A 16,942-nucleotide genomic window follows, 5' to 3' on the forward strand; every position below is an offset into this window, starting at 1 on the left:
GCAAAACCGATTTGGCGGAGACAAATCAATGAAACCAAATCGCGCTTGCGCGGCCATCAGATCACGCCGCATCACTCGTCCACCACGTCGAAAAGGTTGGGGACCGCCGGACATGGCGCCAATTCGTTGTCGATCACATCCGACAACCGCGTCTGATGCAGGAACACATAGACATGCGCGCTCAACCCCTCCCACAGACGGTTGGTCAGGGATTGCGCCCGACTTCCCGACGCCCCGCCCGACACGCCCGCGCCCTTGTGCATTGCATCCACCGTTTCATCCACCGCCGCCAGTATGTCGACCACCCGGATCTCCGCCGCGGGCCGGGCAAGGCGGTATCCGCCCCCCGGTCCCCGCACGGATGATACCAGATCCGCGCGCCGCAACTTCACGAAAAGCTGTTCCAGATAAGGCAAGGAAATGGACTGCCGTTCTGCGATTTCGCCCAGCGAAACCAGACCGTTGTCCCGTGTCAGGGCGATGTCCGCCAATGCAACCATCGCATAGCGTCCCTTGGTTGACAGCTTCATCGGCCTCTCCCCATCGGTTGTAACAGCCCCCAAGGGCCGTTTCCGCGCCGTTCACATTGACGCCGCGACCCGAAATGCCTACACGCAAGGCCTGTCGTACCTCAACTGATACGACACCCAGTTTAGAACCGTTCTAAGGTCTGCAAGCCACGCCGTCAACAGCGCCGCCGCCTGCACGAAGACCTTACAAAAATACAGCGAAGGACATCCATGCCAGAGGTTATCTTCCCCGGGCCAGAAGGCAGGCTTGAAGGCCGCTATCACCCTCAGAAAGAGCGTGACGCGCCCATCGCCATCGTCCTGCACCCGCATCCGCAGTTTGGCGGCACCATGAACCACAAGGTTGTTTATAACCTTCATTATGCCTTTTACAACATGGGCTTCACCGTGCTGCGGTTCAATTTCCGCGGTGTCGGGCGCAGCCAGGGCGAATACGATCAGGGCATCGGGGAATTGTCGGATGCCGCCGCGGCCCTCGATTATCTGCAATCGATGAACAACAACTCCAAGCACTGCTGGGTTGCGGGGTTCTCGTTCGGTGCGTGGATCGGCATGCAGCTTTTGATGCGGCGGCCGGAGATAACCGGCTTCATCTCGGTCTCGCCACCTGCGAATATGTACGACTTCAGCTTTCTGGCCCCCTGCCCGTCTTCGGGCCTGATCATCAACGGCACAGCAGATCGGGTCGCACCACCGGCCGATACTGTGAACCTCGTGAACAAACTGCACGAGCAGAAAGGCATCACCATCACCCATCAGGAAGTCGAAGGATCCGGGCACTTCTTCGAAGACCCACACATGGAGACGCTGATCGATTCCACCACCGACTACGTCAAACGCCGCCTGACGGAGACCACGCGCTGATGGCAGACCCCTATGTCATCGAACTGGCCAACAAGCTGGCCGACGAATGCCTCACGGTCCAGCGCGAAACCGGCGAAGACCGGCTGTTCATGGAAGTGGGCGATGTGCTTGGCACGTCCTCCCAAACCTTGGAAGAGGCGTTCCTGACCGCCATCAGAACCCGCATGGCCAATGACAAGGCGCGTGGTTTTCTGGCAGAGCATCTCAAGAAGCACCGTGCGGGTGACGGGCCCAAGCCGGAGTGAGCGGTCACACACGCCTCGACAGGCAGATCGCTTTCCTGAACGAAGCCGACAAACTCAAGAACACGGTGCGCGCCACGGAAATCTGTGATGGCTCGCGGTTTGAAAACTCCGCCGAACATTCCTGGCACCTGACCCTTTATGCGCTGGTGCTTGCCGATCAGGCCGGGCCGGGCGTCGACATCAACCGTGTCATCAAGATGCTGATCCTGCACGATCTGGTGGAAATCGACGCGGGCGACAATCCGATCTTCGGCGATTTCGATGCCGATGTGGTGGCCCTTCAGGAACAAGCCGCCGCCGACCGCATCTTCGGCCTTCTGCCAGACGATCTGCGCCAGGATCTGCGCACCATCTGGGAGGAATTCGAAGCCGCCGCGTCCCCATCCGCCAAATTCGCCAAATCGCTGGACCGGTTCCAACCGCCGATGCAGAACCTGCAATCGGGCGGTGGCAGCTGGACGGAGTTCAACGTGTCAGAGGCGCAGATACACACCCGTGTCGGGACCAAGATCGCCATCGGCGCACCGGGGTTGTGGGCCTATGCGCGCACCCGCATCGCGGCCTTCTTTGCGGCACTCCCGGAAAAGTAGCGAAAACTCTGCATACCGTCGTATACCGTCTTCCCCTACCCCCATAATTACGCTACACGCCCCCAAAGCCAACGGAACAAAGGAATGCGTCCATGTCCAAGATCAAGGTAGAGAACCCCGTCGTCGAACTCGACGGCGACGAGATGACCCGCATCATCTGGGATTTCATCAAGAAAAAGCTGATCCTGCCCTATCTGGACATTGATCTGAAGTACTACGACCTCGGCATCGAGGCGCGCGATGAAACCGACGACCAGATCACCATTGATTCCGCTGAAGCCATCAAGAAATACGGCGTCGGCGTCAAATGCGCGACCATCACCCCCGACGAAGCACGGGTGGAGGAGTTTGGCCTCAAGAAGATGTGGCGCTCCCCCAATGGTACGATCCGCAACATCCTGGGCGGCGTGGTCTTCCGCCAGCCGATCATCTGCAACAACGTCCCCCGCCTTGTCCCCGGCTGGACCCAGCCCATCGTCATCGGCCGTCACGCCTTTGGCGATCAGTACCGCGCAACGGACATGAAATTCCCCGGGCCCGGCAAGCTGAGCATGAAATTCGTCGGCGAAGACGGCGAAGTGATCGAACATGAAGTCTATGACGCACCGTCTGCCGGCATCTATATGGGCATGTACAATCTCGACAGCTCCATCATCGATTTCGCGCGTGCCTCCATGAACTACGGCCTGAACCTCGGCTGGCCGGTGTACCTTTCCACCAAGAACACGATCCTCAAGCAATATGACGGTCGTTTCCTTGAGCTCTTCCAGAAGGTTTACGAGGAGGAATTCGAAGAGAAGTTCAAGGCGAAGGGCATCACATATGAACACCGCCTGATCGACGACATGGTCGCCTGTGCGATGAAATGGAACGGTGGCTTTGTCTGGGCCTGCAAGAACTACGATGGCGACGTGCAGTCCGACACCGTCGCACAGGGCTTTGGTTCGCTTGGCCTCATGACTTCGCAGTTGATGACGCCCGATGGCAAGATCGTCGAAGCCGAAGCCGCCCACGGCACCGTCACGCGCCACTACCGCCAGCACCAGAAGGGGGAGGAGACATCGACCAACTCCATCGCCTCCATCTTCGCCTGGACGGGTGGCCTCAAGCACCGGGGCAAGCTGGACAACAACCAGCCGCTGACCAATTTCGCTGAAACGCTGGAAAAGGTCGTCGTGGATACCGTGGAAAGCGGCGACATGACCAAGGACCTCGCCCTGCTGGTCGGTCCCGATCAGAAGTGGCTGACCACTATGGGCTTTCTCGAAAAGGTAGATGAGAACCTCAACAAGGCGCTCGCAGGATAATTTTCCGACATTCGAAAAACGAAAAAAGGCCGGGGCAATTCCCCGGCCTTTCCCGTTCAATGAGACGCGTTACGCCGCGTCGCGTTCGTGTTTGCCTTCCTCGACTTCCTCGATGATCTTGGACACGAAGGCATCCAGATCGCCGGGGTTGCGCGAGGTGATGATGGCCTGATCGACCGCCACGTCGACGTCCGACCACTTGCCGCCCGCGTTCTCCATGTCCGTCCGGATCGACGGATATGATGTCACGTCACGGCCAGTGACAAGATCCGCCTCAACCAGCATCCATGGCCCGTGGCAGATTGCGGCGATGGGTTTGCCTGCGTTTCCGAAGGCGCGCACCATGGCAACTGCATTGTCGTGGGTGCGCAGGATATCGGGATTGATCTGGCCACCCGGCAGGACCAACGCGTGATAATCGCTTTCTGATGCTTCATCGATGGTCTTGTCGACCTTCACCGCATCGCCCCAATTGCCGTCGTTCCAGCCTTTGATCTCTCCGCTTTCGGGGGCGACCACGTGCACTTCGGCACCGGCTTCGCGCAGCTTTTTCAGCGGCACTTCAAGCTCTGACTGCTCGAACCCATGGGTGGAAAGGATCATGATCTTGCTTTGATTGATGTCTGTCATTGTCAAACTCCTTGCTTGGCGTTTCGCTTGCCAAGTCAACGAGGCGTGACCGCCATCTGTTCCATCCACGCCGCATTTTTCGTGCGCAGGCGACCGCTACCCCCGGTTGTGGGTCCGTTCGTACAATGTCTTGATGATCCGGCTCGCGGTCTTTTCAAAAAGGCAAGGCACCAGCGCATGCACCAGCGCGGCACCCGCAGCCAGAAACAACAGACCCGCGAACTTCAGCGCAAACACCATGTGCTGAAAAAAAGTCTCATCGACCTGTGCGGGATGGTTCAGGAACAGACGTGCAATCATTTCAGAATCCTCAAGTGACGTTTCGGCAACTCTATCTTCCGAAAGATGAGAATACTTCCCAAAGTTGCCCTGATTTATCTTGTGGATGAAAATTCTTCCCACAATACTCCCGATATGGAAGCAATTGACCACACAGATCGCCGAATCCTGATGCAATTGCAGCGCGACACGGACCAGTCACTTGAATCACTGGGTGCCGCTGTCGGGCTTTCCCGCAATGCCTGCTGGCGCCGCATCCGCGCATTGGAAACGTCTGGCTTTATCAAGGGCCGGGTCGCGCTGTTGGACGCGGACAAGCTGAACCTCGGGCTGACCGTGTTCATGCAGGTCCGTACCAGCGCCCACGCGCCGGACTGGCTTGATTCCTTTTCGACCGCCACCCGGTCCATGCCCGAAATCACCGGCGTCTACCGCATGTCAGGTGAGCTTGACTATCTGATACGGGCCAAGGTCGCGGATATGGCGGGATATGATCGCCTCTACCAGAACCTGATCCGCAAGGTGCCGCTGTCGGACGTTTCGGCAAGCTTCGTGATGGAAGAGATCAAGGAAACAACGCAATTGCCGCTTTGACGGCGCAGGAGGACTGCCTTGCCACTGCATTATTTCTGGCTGGTCATAGCCATTGTCACCGAAACGCTTGGGACGACCGCGCTGCAGGCCTCCCAGCAGTTCACACGCCTCTGGCCCTCTGTCGCGGTCGTACTGTTTTACGGGCTGTCGTTCTATTTCATGGCGCTGGCGCTTAAATTCATGCCCGTGGGCATTGTCTATGCGATCTGGTCGGGGCTGGGGATCGTGATGATCGCCATCATCGGTTTCGTGCTGTTCGGCCAGCGGCTTGATCTGCCTGCCCTGCTGGGTCTGGCACTGATCATCTGCGGCATTCTGATCATCCACCTGTTCTCAGGCACGACAAGCCACTGACGTCGGGACAGCCGGAACATTGGCCGACCTGCTGCGTTGGCACGTCATGGAATCCTTCATGTCAGACCTTTGGTCAAACCTGCCCGCCCCGCTGCAAGAACAGCTGGGCGGTTACGTGGCAGCCTTCTGGGCCGTGCTGCCCCAGCTTGTCTTTGCGCTGCTCTTTGTTGTCATCGTCTGGCTGGTGATCAAGCTGCTGAAATGGATATTGCCCCGGACGCTCCGCCGTGCGCGGATGCGCCGCGCCCTGGTGGATGTGATCATGATGCTGATCACCGTGGGATTGTGGCTGACAGGCATGTTGATTGCCGTGACCATCGCCTTCCCCACCATCACCCCCGGCAAGGCGCTGACCGCGCTCGGTGTTGGCGGTGTTGCCATCGGTTTCGCCTTCAAGGACGTGTTCGAGAATTTCCTGGCCGGTATCCTATTGCTGGTACGGGAACCCTTTTCCATCGATGACTACATCGAATGCGAGGAGATCGAGGGCCAGGTTGAGGAAATCACCATCCGCGACACCCATGTGCGTCAGACCGATGGCCAATTGGTCGTGGCGCCCAATGCGATGTTCTTCAAGAACCCAGTTACCATCCGCACGGCGCGCGACGTGCGGCGCACAACCGTGATTTGCGGCGTGGCATACGGCGAAGACGTGGACCGCGCGCGCGAGGTGATCGCCGATGCGGTCCGTAACGTCGACGCAGTACGGGACGACGTGCGCGACGTGGAAATCTTCGCGCAGGAGTTTGCCGACAGTGCCATCAACTTCGAAGTCACGTGGTGGACGGGCTCCCGCCCCATCGACATCCGCTCCAGCCGCGACAAGGTGGTCGCGGCGGTCAAACGGGCGCTGGACGATGCGGGTATCGAAATCCCCTTCCCCTATCGCACCATGACCTTCAAGGAACCGCTGTCGCTGCACCGCGCCAAAGGCGAGGATGACAGCTAGGCACGATTAGCGCTGGCCTTTGCTGCGCCTGCGCGATAAGCGCTGCCCAACTCCCAGACAAAGGCTGATCCCATGGACCTGCGCAACATCGCAATCATCGCTCACGTTGACCACGGCAAGACGACGCTGGTGGACGAACTGCTCAAGCAATCGGGCACCTACCGTGACAATCAGGCGACCACCGAACGCGCCATGGACAGCAACGATCTGGAACGCGAACGCGGGATCACGATCTTTGCCAAGCCCACGTCCGTTGAATGGAAAGGCACCCGCATCAATATCGTCGACACCCCCGGCCACGCCGATTTCGGCGGCGAGGTGGAGCGGATCCTGTCGATGGTCGATGGCGTGGTCCTTTTGGTGGATGCCGCCGAAGGGCCGATGCCACAGACCAAGTTCGTGACCTCCAAGGCGCTGAAACTGGGCCTGCGCCCCATCGTGGTGGTCAACAAGGTCGACAAACCGGATGGAGAGCCTGACCGCGCGCTTGACGAATGTTTCGACCTTTTCGCCAATCTCGATGCCAGTGAAGAGCAGCTGGATTTTCCCGCGATGTATGCCTCTGGCCGCTCAGGCTGGGCCGATCATACGCTGGACGGGCCGCGCAGCGGTCTGGATGCGTTGTTCGATCTGATCCTCGAACATGTCCCTGCCCCGGCCCAGCTTGCCGATATCGACAAGCCATTCACGATGCTGGCCACCACATTGGGCGCCGACCCTTTTCTGGGCCGGATGCTGACGGGCCGGGTGGAGACAGGGACGTTGAAGGCGGGCCAGACCATCAAGGCAATGGCACGCGACGGTACCCTGATCGAGAATTTCCGTGCCACCAAGATCCTCGCGTTCCGAGGGCTTGAGCAAACCGCGATTGACGTGGCCGAAGCTGGCGACATCGTTTCCATCGCCGGCATGACCAAGGCCACCGTGGCCGATACGCTGGCCGATCAATCGGTCGCTGACGCGATCCCCGCACAGCCCATCGACCCACCGACCATCACCGTCACCTTCGGCATCAACGACAGTCCGCTGGCCGGCCGTGATGGCAAAAAGGTACAATCCCGCGTGATCCGCGAGCGCCTGATGAAAGAGGCGGAATCAAACGTCGCCATCAAGGTCACCGACACGCCCGGCGGCGACGCGTTTGAGGTTGCGGGCCGCGGCGAACTTCAGATGGGCGTTCTGATTGAAAACATGCGGCGCGAAGGCTTTGAGCTTTCGATCTCCCGCCCGCAGGTTCTGTTTCAGGAAATCGACGGCGTGCGCCATGAACCGATCGAGGAAGCCACCATCGACGTGGATGACGAATACTCCGGCGCCGTGATCGAAAAGATCACCGGCGTGCGCAAGGGCGAATTGGTCGAGATGAAACCGGCCGGGGCCGGCAAGACCCGCATCATCGCACACGTGCCGTCACGCGGCCTCATCGGTTATCACGGTGAATTCCTGACTGACACGCGCGGCACCGGGGTCATCAACCGCGTCTTCCACGACTGGGCGCCGCACAAGGGGCCCATCCCGGGCCGCCGCGCGGGTGTCCTGATCTCGATGGAGAACGGCACCTCCGTCGCGTTCGCGCTGTGGAACCTGGAAGAACGCGGCAAGATGATGATCGGCGCACAGGCGGATGTGTATACGGGCATGATCATCGGCGAACACAGCCGTGAAAATGATCTGGAAGTGAACCCGCTCAAGGGTAAGAAACTGACCAACGTGCGGGCCTCCGGCACGGATGAAGCCGTACGCCTCACAACGCCCAAGATCCTGTCGTTGGAAGAAGCCATTGCCTATATCGACGATGACGAACTGGTCGAAGTGACGCCCAACGCGATCCGGCTGCGCAAGCGCTATCTCGACCCGCACGAGCGCAAGCGGATGGCCAAGGCGGGTTGAACCCGCAGGCATTTCGGAGGCTCTGCCTCCGGACCTCCGGGTTTTTTAAACCATTTGGAAGATCAGTCTGTGGTTTCGACGATCAGCAGTTCGCGTTCGGAGGCACCGCGGGCGTGGTTTAGGGCGGCTTGATAGGCCGCTGAGTGGTAGCATTTTTCCGCCGTCTCAACGTCAGGGAAGCGGGCCACGACGTTGCGGGGCCGTTCCTTGCCTTCAAGCTGAACGAAACGGCCACCACGGGCAATGAATTCGCCCCCGTGTTCCGCGATGGCGACCGTCGCGCCGGCGGCGTATTTCTTGTAAGCCTCTTCATCGGTCACGGTGACATGTGCAATCCAGAGTGCGCCCATCGGTCTATCCTTTCAGTGTTTGTTCAGCAGCGGCGATGGCGGCTTCTGCCTTTTCGGCACTCGCCGCACCGCCCTGCGCCATATCGGGCCGTCCACCGCCCCCCTTGCCCCCCAGCGCCGCAACAGCGGCCTTGAGCATGTCAACCGCCGAGACGGTGTCGGTCAGATCCTTGGTCACCCCTGCCGCAAGGGCGGCCTTGCCACCGGTATCGGCGATCAGCAGAACCGCACCGGTGCCCAGACGATCCTTGTGTTCGTCCACGAGGGCCGGCAGATCCTTGCCGGTGACCCCCTGCAGGACCTGCGAGATGAATTTCACCCCGCCAACGTCCCGGGCCTCCGGAGCGGGAGCGCCGCCACCGCCCGCCATTGCCAGTTCGCGGCGCAGTTGCGCCACTTCATTGGACAGGCTCTTGCGTTCGTCCAAAAGCGCGCGCACCCGCTCCGGCACATCCTGTGCGGAGGTCTTCAGCGTCAGGGCCGTTTTCGCCAGAAGGTGATCCTGCCCGCGCAGATAATCCAGCGCGGCTTGCCCGGTCAACGCCTCGATCCGGCGCACGCCTGCGCTGCTGGCGCTGTCGCCCAGCAGGACAAATGAACCGATGTCCCCTGTCCGCTGCACATGGGTCCCGCCGCACAGTTCCAGCGAATAGGTCGCCCCATCCGTGCCCTTGCCGGATCCGTCCTGCCGACCCATCGACACGACCCGCACCTCGTCGCCGTATTTCTCTCCGAAAAGGGCCTGCGCGCCAAGGGCACGGGCATCATCGGGGGTCATGATCCGCGTCTCGACCGGCGCGTTCTGGCGGACGTAGGTGTTCACCTCCGCCTCGACCTTTTCGATCTCATCAAGGCTCAGGGCCTTGGCATGGCTGAAGTCAAAGCGCAGACGGTCCGCCGCGTTCAGCGATCCGCGCTGTGACACATGGTCTCCCAATGCGCCGCGCAGGGCCTCGTGCAGCAGGTGCGTGGCCGAATGGTTGGCGCGGATTGCGGTGCGCCGGGCGTGATCAACCTCCAGCACCGCCGCCTGTCCGGGTGCGACCCGGCCCTCGGTCACGCGCCCGATATGGGCGAAAACGCCTGCGGTCTTGCGGGTGTCGGTGATGGTCACGACACCCGTTTCGGTGCGCAGCATGCCGGTATCCCCGACCTGCCCGCCGGATTCGGCGTAAAAGGGCGTCTGGTTCAAGGCAATCTGCACGTCCGCGCCATCCTCGGCGTCCGCAACCATGGCGCCCCCGGCAACAATGGCCACGATCTGCCCTTCGGCGGTTTCATTCTCATAGCCCAGGAAATCCGTCGTGCCATGCTGGTCTGCCACATCGAACCAGACGGTGGCATCGGCCGCCTCTCCCGAACCGGACCAGGCTGCGCGCGCCTTTGCCTTCTGTTCGGCCATCGCGGCGTCAAACCCGTCCGTGTCCACCATGCGGTCCTGTTCGCGCAGCGCGTCCTGGGTCAGGTCCAGCGGAAAACCATACGTGTCATAAAGCTTGAATGCCGCCGCACCGGGCAAAGCCGCGCCTTCGGGAAGCGCGCCTACCTCCTCCTCCAGCAGCTTCAGTCCCCGCTCAAGCGTCTGTTTGAACCGGGTTTCTTCCTGTTCCAGCGTTTCGGTGATCAGCGCCTGCGCCTGTCCCAGCTCCGGATAGGCCGTGCCCATCTGCTGGATAAGCGCGGGCACCAGGCGATGCATCAACGGATCCCTTGCCCCCAACAGATGTGCGTGCCGCATCGCACGCCGCATGATCCGGCGCAGGACATAGCCGCGCCCGTCATTGCTGGGCATCACCCCGTCCGCCATCAGGAACGATGTCGACCGCAGATGATCCGCGATCACCCGGTGATGCACATTGCCTGCCCCGAAGGGATCGACACCCAGCGCATGACCGCTCGCCTCGATCAGGCTGCGCATCGTGTCGGTCTCGTAATTGTCGTGCTGACCCTGCAGCAGTGCGCCGATCCGTTCCAGCCCCATCCCGGTGTCGATCGACTGCATTTCCAGCGGTTTCATGCTGCCGTCTTCGAACTGTTCGTTCTGCATGAAAACGATGTTCCAGATCTCGATGAAGCGGTCGCCGTCCTCTTCGGGTGTGCCCGGCGGGCCGCCGGGGATGTGATCCCCGTGGTCATAGAATATCTCGGTGCAGGGGCCACAGGGTCCCGTCGGTCCCATCCGCCAGAAATTATCGTCGGTGGGAATGCGGATAATCCTGTCGTCAGGCAGACCGGCAACCTTCTTCCAGATGTCCGCCGCTTCGTCATCGGTGTGATAAACTGTGACCAGCAGGCGATTGGCATCAATGCCGAATTCGACCGTCAACAATTCCCAGGCGAAGGCGATCGCCTCCGCCTTGAAGTAATCGCCAAAGCTGAAGTTGCCCAGCATCTCGAAAAACGTATGGTGGCGCGCGGTGTATCCGACATTGTCCAGATCGTTGTGCTTGCCGCCGGCGCGCACACATTTCTGGGCCGTTGTGGCGCGCACATAGTCGCGGGTTTCGATCCCGGTGAACAGGTTCTTGAACTGCACCATGCCCGAGTTGGCAAACATCAGCGTCGGGTCATTGCGCGGCACCAGCGGGCCCGACGCGACAACCGCATGGCCCTGCTTTTCGAAGTAGGACAGGAACGTGGATCTGATGTCGTTGAGCGTTTTCATCTGTGTTGCCTTCGGCGGGTCAATGTCCGTTCCCAAATAGCCTTGGTGCACGGGCCTGTCCACAGCGCGCAGATGTAAAAGGGGCGCAGGATCAACCCGCGCCCCTTTCAGTGCTGCATATTCGGAAAAAGGGGCGGTTTCACGCCTCCAGAATATCGATGTCGTCTTCTTCTGATCCATCAAAATCGAGGCCATGCGCTGCGCGGATCTTGTCCTCGATCTCATGCGCCATGGCTTCGTTCTCCTTCAGGAACAGCTTGGCGTTCTCGCGCCCCTGCCCGATGCGTTCATCACCGTAGGAGAACCACGAACCAGACTTGTCCACGATCCCGGCCTTCACGCCCATGTCCAGCAGTTCGCCCATCTTGGAGATGCCTTCGCCATACATGATGTCGAATTCCACCTGCTTGAAAGGTGCTGCGACCTTGTTCTTCACCACTTTCACGCGGGTGGCGTTGCCCACCACTTCGTCGCGGTCCTTGAGCGACCCGATGCGGCGGATGTCCAGCCGGACGGAGGAATAGAACTTCAGCGCGTTGCCACCCGATGTCGTTTCGGGGGAGCCGAACATGACCCCGATCTTCATCCTGATCTGGTTGATGAAGATCACCATGCAATTGGAGCGCGAGATCGAACCCGTGAGCTTGCGCATCGCCTGGCTCATCAACCGGGCCTGCACGCCGACGCTGCTGTCGCCCATGTCGCCTTCAAGTTCGGACTTCGGGGTCAGCGCCGCGACCGAATCCACGATCACCATGTTCACCGCGCCGGAGCGCACGAGCGTATCGGTGATCTCAAGCGCCTGTTCGCCGGTATCGGGCTGGCTGATCAGCAACTCGTCAATATCGACGCCCAGTTTGCGCGCATACTGCGGATCAAGCGCATGTTCCGCGTCCACAAAAGCGCAGACACCGCCCGCCTTTTGCTGCTCGGCCACGCAATGCAGGGTCAGCGTGGTCTTGCCGGAGGATTCAGGTCCGTAAATCTCGACAATGCGGCCCATCGGCAACCCGCCGATCCCCAGCGCGATATCCAGGCCAAGCGATCCGGTGGAGCTGGACTTGATATCCTGAATGGCCCCTTCGGAGCCCAGTTTCATGATCGAGCCCTTGCCGAACTGCCGTTCGATCTGCGCCAGCGCACTATCGAGCGCCTTCTGCTTTTCCGCTGCTTTCTTGTTGTCCATTGTCAAAAGATCTGCCGTTGCCATATGCCTATTCCCTTAGTGTCATACCCGTCACCCTTCCGCAATGAGAAGGCCGCGGGACTGCTTTGTTTGTTCCTCTAATGTTCTCTATGGGACCAAAGCAGGAACATTTCAATCAATTTATTTGCTTCAACATCTTTTGGCCAAGGTGGTTAAGAAGTAGTTTACGGCAATGAGATTAGGGATGTTTCTTTTGAGGGGGAATGCAGGTGCTTGTTTTCTTTAAGGAAAGGCTCGCATTCCTTTCTGTGCCAAAGACCGGGACAACCGCCTATGAAGCCGCGCTGGCGCCGCGCGCGGATATGGTGATCACCGAACCGCCGATGCTGAAACACGCGCCGGTCTACCGCTACAACCGATTCATTCGGCCGATGTTCCTGAAAGTATGCGATGCGGAACTGGAACTGATGGCCGTCATGCGCGAACCCGTATCGTGGTTGGGCAGCTGGTATCGCTATCGGCAGCGGCCCTTCATGAAGGGCAAACCCAACAGCACCCATGGCATCAGCTTTGATGAATTTGTCCTCGCCTACATGAAGGGCAACAAACCCGGGTTTGCCGATGTGGGCAGTCAGCTGAACTTCATGAAGGCGCAGCCAAACGGCACCGGGATCACCCATTATTTCCGTTATGAAGACCAGTCGCGCCTGCAGCAGTTCCTGTCGGACAGGCTGGATGTTTCGCTGGACCTGAAGCGCGAAAACGTCTCCCCCGCGATACCGCTGTCGCTCTCGCCGGATGTGGAGCGACGCTTCAAGCGCAAATTTGCAGAGGAATTCGCCCTTTACGCATCCATCGACTGAACCCGCTCGTGGCGTCCAAACACCATTCGGGCATCGGAGGGAGGCCGATACCACGCCGCGTCTAATGCAGTTGGCGGTGCACCGTTTCTGTCAGTTCGGTCAGCGAGAATGGTTTGGGCAGGAAAACGGAATTGGGGATCTTGGTCTGCTTTTCGCCGAAACTGTCTTCTGCATATCCCGACACGAAAACCACCCGAACCTCGGGCCGTGCCTTGAGCGCCTCGCGCACCCAGCTGGGGCCATCCATGCCCGGCATGACCACATCCGTGACGAAGACGTCAATACTCAGGCTTTCGTCTTCGAGCGTCTTGAGCGCGGCTTCGGCGGAATCGGCCTCCAGCACCGTATACCCCCGGAGCCTCAACGCCCGGCTGGCAAAGGCGCGCACGGGGGCTTCATCTTCGACAAGCAGGATTACGCCATCTTCATGTTTCGCCAACGGCTGCAGCCCCGGCTTGGCCGTTTTGGCGGGACGGTCCTTGGGTATCTCCATCACCGGAAAATAGAGGGTAAAGGTCGTCCCACTGCCCGGAATGGAATCGGCAAAGATGAACCCACCGGTCTGCTTGATGATGCCGTAGGCGGTCGAAAGACCAAGACCTGTCCCTTCGCCTGTGCGTTTCGTGGTGAAGAATGGCTCAAACACCTTCTCCAGCTTGTCGGGCGCTATCCCGGTCCCGTCGTCGCAGACCTGAACGGTGACATAATCCCCGGCAGGCACTTTGGCCCGGTCGCGGTTCAGCGGCGCGGCAAGCGTCGTGCATTCGGTGATGATCTTGATCTCGCCGCCGCCGGGCATGGCGTCGCGCGCGTTGACGACAAGGTTCATCAGCACCTGTTCAAGCTGTCGCTTGTCGGCCCGGATCGGTTGCAGAACCGGGTCATGGCTCAGCGTGAGGGTGATCTTTTCACCGACAAGACGGTTCAGCAGATGGGTCAGGTCCGCCAGCGTGTCCCGCATGTCCAGCTTCTCAGGCTGCAGCGTCTGCTTGCGCGAAAATGCCAGAAGCTGTCCCACAAGTGCTGCCGCCCGGTTGGCATTCTGGTTGATCTGCATCAGATCGGCATAATCGGTATCGCCCTGATCATGCCGCAGCAACAGCAGATCGCAATGGCCGGATATGGCGGTAAGCAGGTTGTTGAAATCATGCGCCACGCCGCCCGCCAACTGCCCGATGGCCTGCATTTTCTGGCTTTGCACGAATTTTGCCTCAAGGGACTTGAGCTCTGTTGCGTCATGCATCACGGCGATCAGGGCACGTTCGCCATTCTCCGTTATGGGATTGAGCACGACCTGAACAAACACTTCCTTGTCCGCACGGGTCAGGCGCAGGAATTCCGATTTCTGCACCATCCGCCCCGCCAGCGTATCCCCAAGCCAATCCGTGATCGACCGACCCAACCCTTCCATGAGGTCCGATAGGTGCGCCTCGTTGGTCAGCGAAACCCCGATCAGATTGGACGCCATCCGGTTGAAGGATTGCACCTGCCCGTCCGGGGCCACCTTGACCATGGGGACCGGAAGGTCGTGAAAGGCTTGCCAGCTTTGGGTTTGGGTGCCGCCATCCGCAGTGGGCAGCAGATAGATCGCGCGCCGACCCGCCCCTGCGTCCACCTCGGCCACAAGCCGGTGCTGGACACCTTCCGCCGTGCTGACCGCACAGGCCTGTCCGGGCTGGATCGGCAGCGTGGTGAACAACCTGTCCAGCGCCTTGACACGTCCCCCCACCAGAACGCGCGCGGCATCGTTCATGAACAGGATCGCATCGGTGCGCCCCACCATGATCATCGGCAACGCCAGCCCTTCGGGCGCGCTGCGGGTGGCGGGCCGGGCCGCGATCTGTTCGATCCGCCAAACGAATTCCGCCCCCGGTGCTTCGTGCACGGACAAACGCATCTGGCCGGTCCGTGTCACGATGTCCTCCTGCGCGGCACCGGACGACGCGGCACGGGTCTGCAACCGGAACAAGAGCCCACCCGGATCGGCAAAGGTCGCGTTCAGGACACCTGCAAGCGTTGCAGTGTCCGGCACGACGTATCTTGCCCTGGCCGCCGGATTGGCGGACAGGATCGCCCCATCGGCACCGGCGATAAAACTGGGGGTCGAATCCTTTTCGATAAAATCGGCAATCATGAGTGTCTGCGCCTGCGCAATCTTCGTGTCGCTGCGGCCACGGACCCAGACGACGGCGGCACAGATAAGAATGGTCAACGCCCCCGCCGCCAGCCCCAGCGTGACAACTCGGATGGGTGACACCAATGCCAGCACACCCAGCAGAAGCGCGAGGGCAAGCAACATCTCCGCCCTGTGCCCGCTGATGACAGCAGATTGCGGAAAGCTCAACCAGCCTGCTTTGGAAGTCTGCGTTTTCAATTGGGCGCCCTTGAGCATTTGAGAAAGGGGGACGTGACAGAATCGTTCAACCATTACGCAGGCGAAGTGTTAATTGCTGCTTAACCTAAACGAACTTACAAGCGCAGGTTGTTGATGTCTACTGCTGCGCCCGCTGAAGCTGCACCACGAAAAACCCATCCCCCTCCGCACCAACATCAAAACGTTCCTGCGCGATTACCTGCCACGCAGGATTGCATGCCACGAAAGCCGCGACCCGCTCCTCGTTCTCCTCCTGCAAGACGGAACAGGTCGCATAGACCAGAATACCATTTTCTGACACATACTCAGACGCTTGGGAGAGGATGTTATCCTGAATTTCACCAAGCTCAACCAGCCGTTCCGGGCGTAGCAGCCATTTCGCCTCCGCCGCCCGCCGCCAGGCACCGGACCCCGAACAGGGCGCGTCACAAAGGACCACATCAAAAGGCGCATGCCGCGCGACCTCTGCCGTTGGAAGCTGGGTGATCTGGACGCCGGCACGCTCTGCCCGCGCGGGCAGGTCCGCCATCCGCGCGGGATCGATATCATGGGCAAAGACCTTGCGTGACCTGTCCATCGCCAGGGCCAGCGTCTTGCCCCCGCCGCCGGCACAAAAGTCCAGCACCCGCCCCCCAGCTGGCAAGCCTGCCGTCACCGCCTGGCTTGACGCATCCTGAAGTTCGACCTCACCGGACAGAAAGACCCGCGCCTGCCGGACCTTGCGCGCGCCCTCTATGACCGTCAGTGCACTTGCAGCGCGGGGATTGGGCGCTGTCGTGACACCGTCCGCCTGCAATGCCTGCTGTGCCTCTGCCCGCGTCGTCACCGCCAGATTGACCCGCAGGAACACCGCCGCACGCTCCTGCAATGCCAGCGCGGTCTCCAATGCTTGCGTCCCCAACGCGGCTTCAAACCTGTCCACCAGCCAATCTGGCAGGTTGAAGATCACCCGCTTATGCGTTGGTTCTGTTGGAAACTCCCGCTCCTGCATCGTCAAGGGCGGGGGCGCGTGACCAGCACCGTCGAACAGGGTGTCAAGCGGAGCGCCCTGGGCATGCAGCAACCCGATCATCAGGGCACGGGGGCTGTCGCCTTGCCCGTAATGCGCCGCCGTCGCGCGACACCGCAGGACGTCAAAGACATGATCCCGAATGGCCGCGCGGTCCTTGGACCCCGCAAACCGCCGTTTGCGCCCCCATCGGGTCAACGCCTGTTCCGCTGCCTGCCCCTCGGCAATGTCGCCCAGCACCTCAATGGCTGCGGCCACCCGCGCACCCGGTGTCATCGGCCCAAAGCCACATAAAGAACGAG

Annotated in this window: 17 protein-coding genes; 9 read left to right on the top strand and 8 right to left on the bottom strand. The window is 60.4% G+C overall.

The genetic code is table 11. The features are described from left to right. Window positions 1-71: 71 nt before the first annotated feature. Window positions 72-530, bottom strand: a complete 459-nt coding sequence (locus AB4X18_RS18265) for an Rrf2 family transcriptional regulator (protein WP_432816876.1) — start codon at window positions 528-530, stop codon at window positions 72-74. A gap of 210 nt (window positions 531-740) precedes the next feature. On the opposite strand from AB4X18_RS18265, the gene AB4X18_RS18270 reads away from it, so the two are divergent. From AB4X18_RS18270 to AB4X18_RS18285, 4 genes are all read left to right on the top strand, one after another. Then, window positions 741-1,394: an alpha/beta hydrolase gene (locus tag AB4X18_RS18270; RefSeq protein WP_370401430.1), complete on the top strand. Its 654-nt coding sequence runs from the start codon at window positions 741-743 to the stop codon at window positions 1,392-1,394. After that, window positions 1,394-1,639 carry a hypothetical protein gene (locus tag AB4X18_RS18275; protein ID WP_370401431.1) on the top strand — a complete coding sequence of 82 codons (246 nt, stop codon included), beginning with the start codon at window positions 1,394-1,396 and terminating at the stop codon, window positions 1,637-1,639. The genes AB4X18_RS18270 and AB4X18_RS18275 overlap by 1 nt, the downstream gene beginning before the upstream one ends. Further along, entirely contained in the window at window positions 1,636-2,229 is a 594-nt protein-coding gene (locus tag AB4X18_RS18280) for an HD domain-containing protein (RefSeq protein WP_370401432.1), read from the top strand. The genes AB4X18_RS18275 and AB4X18_RS18280 overlap by 4 nt, the downstream gene beginning before the upstream one ends. A gap of 92 nt (window positions 2,230-2,321) precedes the next feature. Continuing rightward, complete coding sequence (locus tag AB4X18_RS18285) at window positions 2,322-3,536, top strand: NADP-dependent isocitrate dehydrogenase (RefSeq protein ID WP_370401433.1); 1,215 nt, start codon at window positions 2,322-2,324, stop codon at window positions 3,534-3,536. Between the two features lie 69 nt (window positions 3,537-3,605). On the opposite strand, the gene AB4X18_RS18290 is transcribed toward AB4X18_RS18285, so the two are convergent. Both AB4X18_RS18290 and AB4X18_RS18295 read right to left on the bottom strand, forming a co-directional pair. Then, the gene (locus AB4X18_RS18290; protein WP_370401434.1) at window positions 3,606-4,166 is read right to left on the bottom strand and encodes a type 1 glutamine amidotransferase domain-containing protein; all 561 of its coding nucleotides are present in this window, start codon (window positions 4,164-4,166) and stop codon (window positions 3,606-3,608) included. 96 nt (window positions 4,167-4,262) lie between these two features. Then, a complete protein-coding gene (locus AB4X18_RS18295; protein ID WP_370401435.1) occupies window positions 4,263-4,466 on the bottom strand; it encodes a DUF6356 family protein in 204 nt (67 codons plus the stop codon). 114 nt (window positions 4,467-4,580) lie between these two features. Between AB4X18_RS18295 and AB4X18_RS18300 the strand changes: the two genes are divergently transcribed. The 4 genes from AB4X18_RS18300 (at window position 4,581) to typA (ending at window position 8,232) form a co-directional block, all read left to right on the top strand. Then, window positions 4,581-5,039, top strand: a complete 459-nt coding sequence (locus AB4X18_RS18300; RefSeq protein WP_432816877.1) for an Lrp/AsnC family transcriptional regulator — start codon at window positions 4,581-4,583, stop codon at window positions 5,037-5,039. 18 nt (window positions 5,040-5,057) lie between these two features. Next, window positions 5,058-5,393 (top strand): DMT family transporter, encoded by a 336-nt coding sequence (locus AB4X18_RS18305; protein WP_370401437.1) that lies wholly within the window; start codon window positions 5,058-5,060, stop codon window positions 5,391-5,393. A gap of 58 nt (window positions 5,394-5,451) precedes the next feature. Continuing rightward, a complete protein-coding gene (locus tag AB4X18_RS18310) occupies window positions 5,452-6,342 on the top strand; it encodes a mechanosensitive ion channel family protein (protein WP_370401438.1) in 891 nt (296 codons plus the stop codon). A 72-nt stretch (window positions 6,343-6,414) separates the two neighbouring features. Continuing rightward, window positions 6,415-8,232 carry a translational GTPase TypA gene (gene typA, locus AB4X18_RS18315; protein WP_432816878.1) on the top strand — a complete coding sequence of 606 codons (1,818 nt, stop codon included), beginning with the start codon at window positions 6,415-6,417 and terminating at the stop codon, window positions 8,230-8,232. 62 nt (window positions 8,233-8,294) lie between these two features. On the opposite strand, the gene AB4X18_RS18320 is transcribed toward typA, so the two are convergent. The 3 genes from AB4X18_RS18320 to recA form a co-directional block, all read right to left on the bottom strand. Then, window positions 8,295-8,582, bottom strand: a complete 288-nt coding sequence (locus AB4X18_RS18320) for a DUF1330 domain-containing protein (RefSeq protein WP_432816879.1) — start codon at window positions 8,580-8,582, stop codon at window positions 8,295-8,297. Window positions 8,583-8,586: 4 nt separating this feature from the next. Then, window positions 8,587-11,247 (bottom strand): alanine--tRNA ligase, encoded by a 2,661-nt coding sequence (alaS, locus tag AB4X18_RS18325; protein ID WP_432816880.1) that lies wholly within the window; start codon window positions 11,245-11,247, stop codon window positions 8,587-8,589. A gap of 139 nt (window positions 11,248-11,386) precedes the next feature. Further along, entirely contained in the window at window positions 11,387-12,457 is a 1,071-nt protein-coding gene (gene recA / locus AB4X18_RS18330; protein WP_370401439.1) for a recombinase RecA, read from the bottom strand. Window positions 12,458-12,663: 206 nt separating this feature from the next. On the opposite strand from recA, the gene AB4X18_RS18335 reads away from it, so the two are divergent. Next, window positions 12,664-13,257 carry a gamma-glutamyl kinase gene (locus tag AB4X18_RS18335; RefSeq protein WP_370401440.1) on the top strand — a complete coding sequence of 198 codons (594 nt, stop codon included), beginning with the start codon at window positions 12,664-12,666 and terminating at the stop codon, window positions 13,255-13,257. Window positions 13,258-13,318: 61 nt separating this feature from the next. On the opposite strand, the gene AB4X18_RS18340 is transcribed toward AB4X18_RS18335, so the two are convergent. Together AB4X18_RS18340 and AB4X18_RS18345 are read right to left on the bottom strand one after the other, a co-directional pair. Continuing rightward, complete coding sequence (locus AB4X18_RS18340) at window positions 13,319-15,556, bottom strand: ATP-binding protein (protein ID WP_432817435.1); 2,238 nt, start codon at window positions 15,554-15,556, stop codon at window positions 13,319-13,321. A 193-nt stretch (window positions 15,557-15,749) separates the two neighbouring features. Then, complete coding sequence (locus AB4X18_RS18345; protein WP_432816881.1) at window positions 15,750-16,916, bottom strand: RsmB/NOP family class I SAM-dependent RNA methyltransferase; 1,167 nt, start codon at window positions 16,914-16,916, stop codon at window positions 15,750-15,752. Between the last annotated feature and the right edge of the window lie 26 nt (window positions 16,917-16,942).

The sequence above is a fragment of the Sulfitobacter rhodophyticola genome (assembly GCF_041281685.2).
Lineage (GTDB): Bacteria > Pseudomonadota > Alphaproteobacteria > Rhodobacterales > Rhodobacteraceae > Sulfitobacter.

Coding starts and splice junctions, on each gene's coding strand:
- AB4X18_RS18265 (WP_432816876.1), bottom strand. CDS start 530: ATGAAGCTGTCAACCAAGGGACGCTATGCGATGGTTGCATTGGCGGAC.
- AB4X18_RS18270 (WP_370401430.1), top strand. CDS start 741: ATGCCAGAGGTTATCTTCCCCGGGCCAGAAGGCAGGCTTGAAGGCCGC.
- AB4X18_RS18275 (WP_370401431.1), top strand. CDS start 1,394: ATGGCAGACCCCTATGTCATCGAACTGGCCAACAAGCTGGCCGACGAA.
- AB4X18_RS18285 (WP_370401433.1), top strand. CDS start 2,322: ATGTCCAAGATCAAGGTAGAGAACCCCGTCGTCGAACTCGACGGCGAC.
- AB4X18_RS18290 (WP_370401434.1), bottom strand. CDS start 4,166: ATGACAGACATCAATCAAAGCAAGATCATGATCCTTTCCACCCATGGG.
- AB4X18_RS18295 (WP_370401435.1), bottom strand. CDS start 4,466: ATGATTGCACGTCTGTTCCTGAACCATCCCGCACAGGTCGATGAGACT.
- AB4X18_RS18300 (WP_432816877.1), top strand. CDS start 4,581: ATGGAAGCAATTGACCACACAGATCGCCGAATCCTGATGCAATTGCAG.
- AB4X18_RS18310 (WP_370401438.1), top strand. CDS start 5,452: ATGTCAGACCTTTGGTCAAACCTGCCCGCCCCGCTGCAAGAACAGCTG.
- typA (WP_432816878.1), top strand. CDS start 6,415: ATGGACCTGCGCAACATCGCAATCATCGCTCACGTTGACCACGGCAAG.
- AB4X18_RS18320 (WP_432816879.1), bottom strand. CDS start 8,582: ATGGGCGCACTCTGGATTGCACATGTCACCGTGACCGATGAAGAGGCT.
- alaS (WP_432816880.1), bottom strand. CDS start 11,247: ATGAAAACGCTCAACGACATCAGATCCACGTTCCTGTCCTACTTCGAA.
- recA (WP_370401439.1), bottom strand. CDS start 12,457: ATGGCAACGGCAGATCTTTTGACAATGGACAACAAGAAAGCAGCGGAA.
- AB4X18_RS18340 (WP_432817435.1), bottom strand. CDS start 15,556: ATGTTGCTTGCCCTCGCGCTTCTGCTGGGTGTGCTGGCATTGGTGTCA.
- AB4X18_RS18345 (WP_432816881.1), bottom strand. CDS start 16,916: ATGACACCGGGTGCGCGGGTGGCCGCAGCCATTGAGGTGCTGGGCGAC.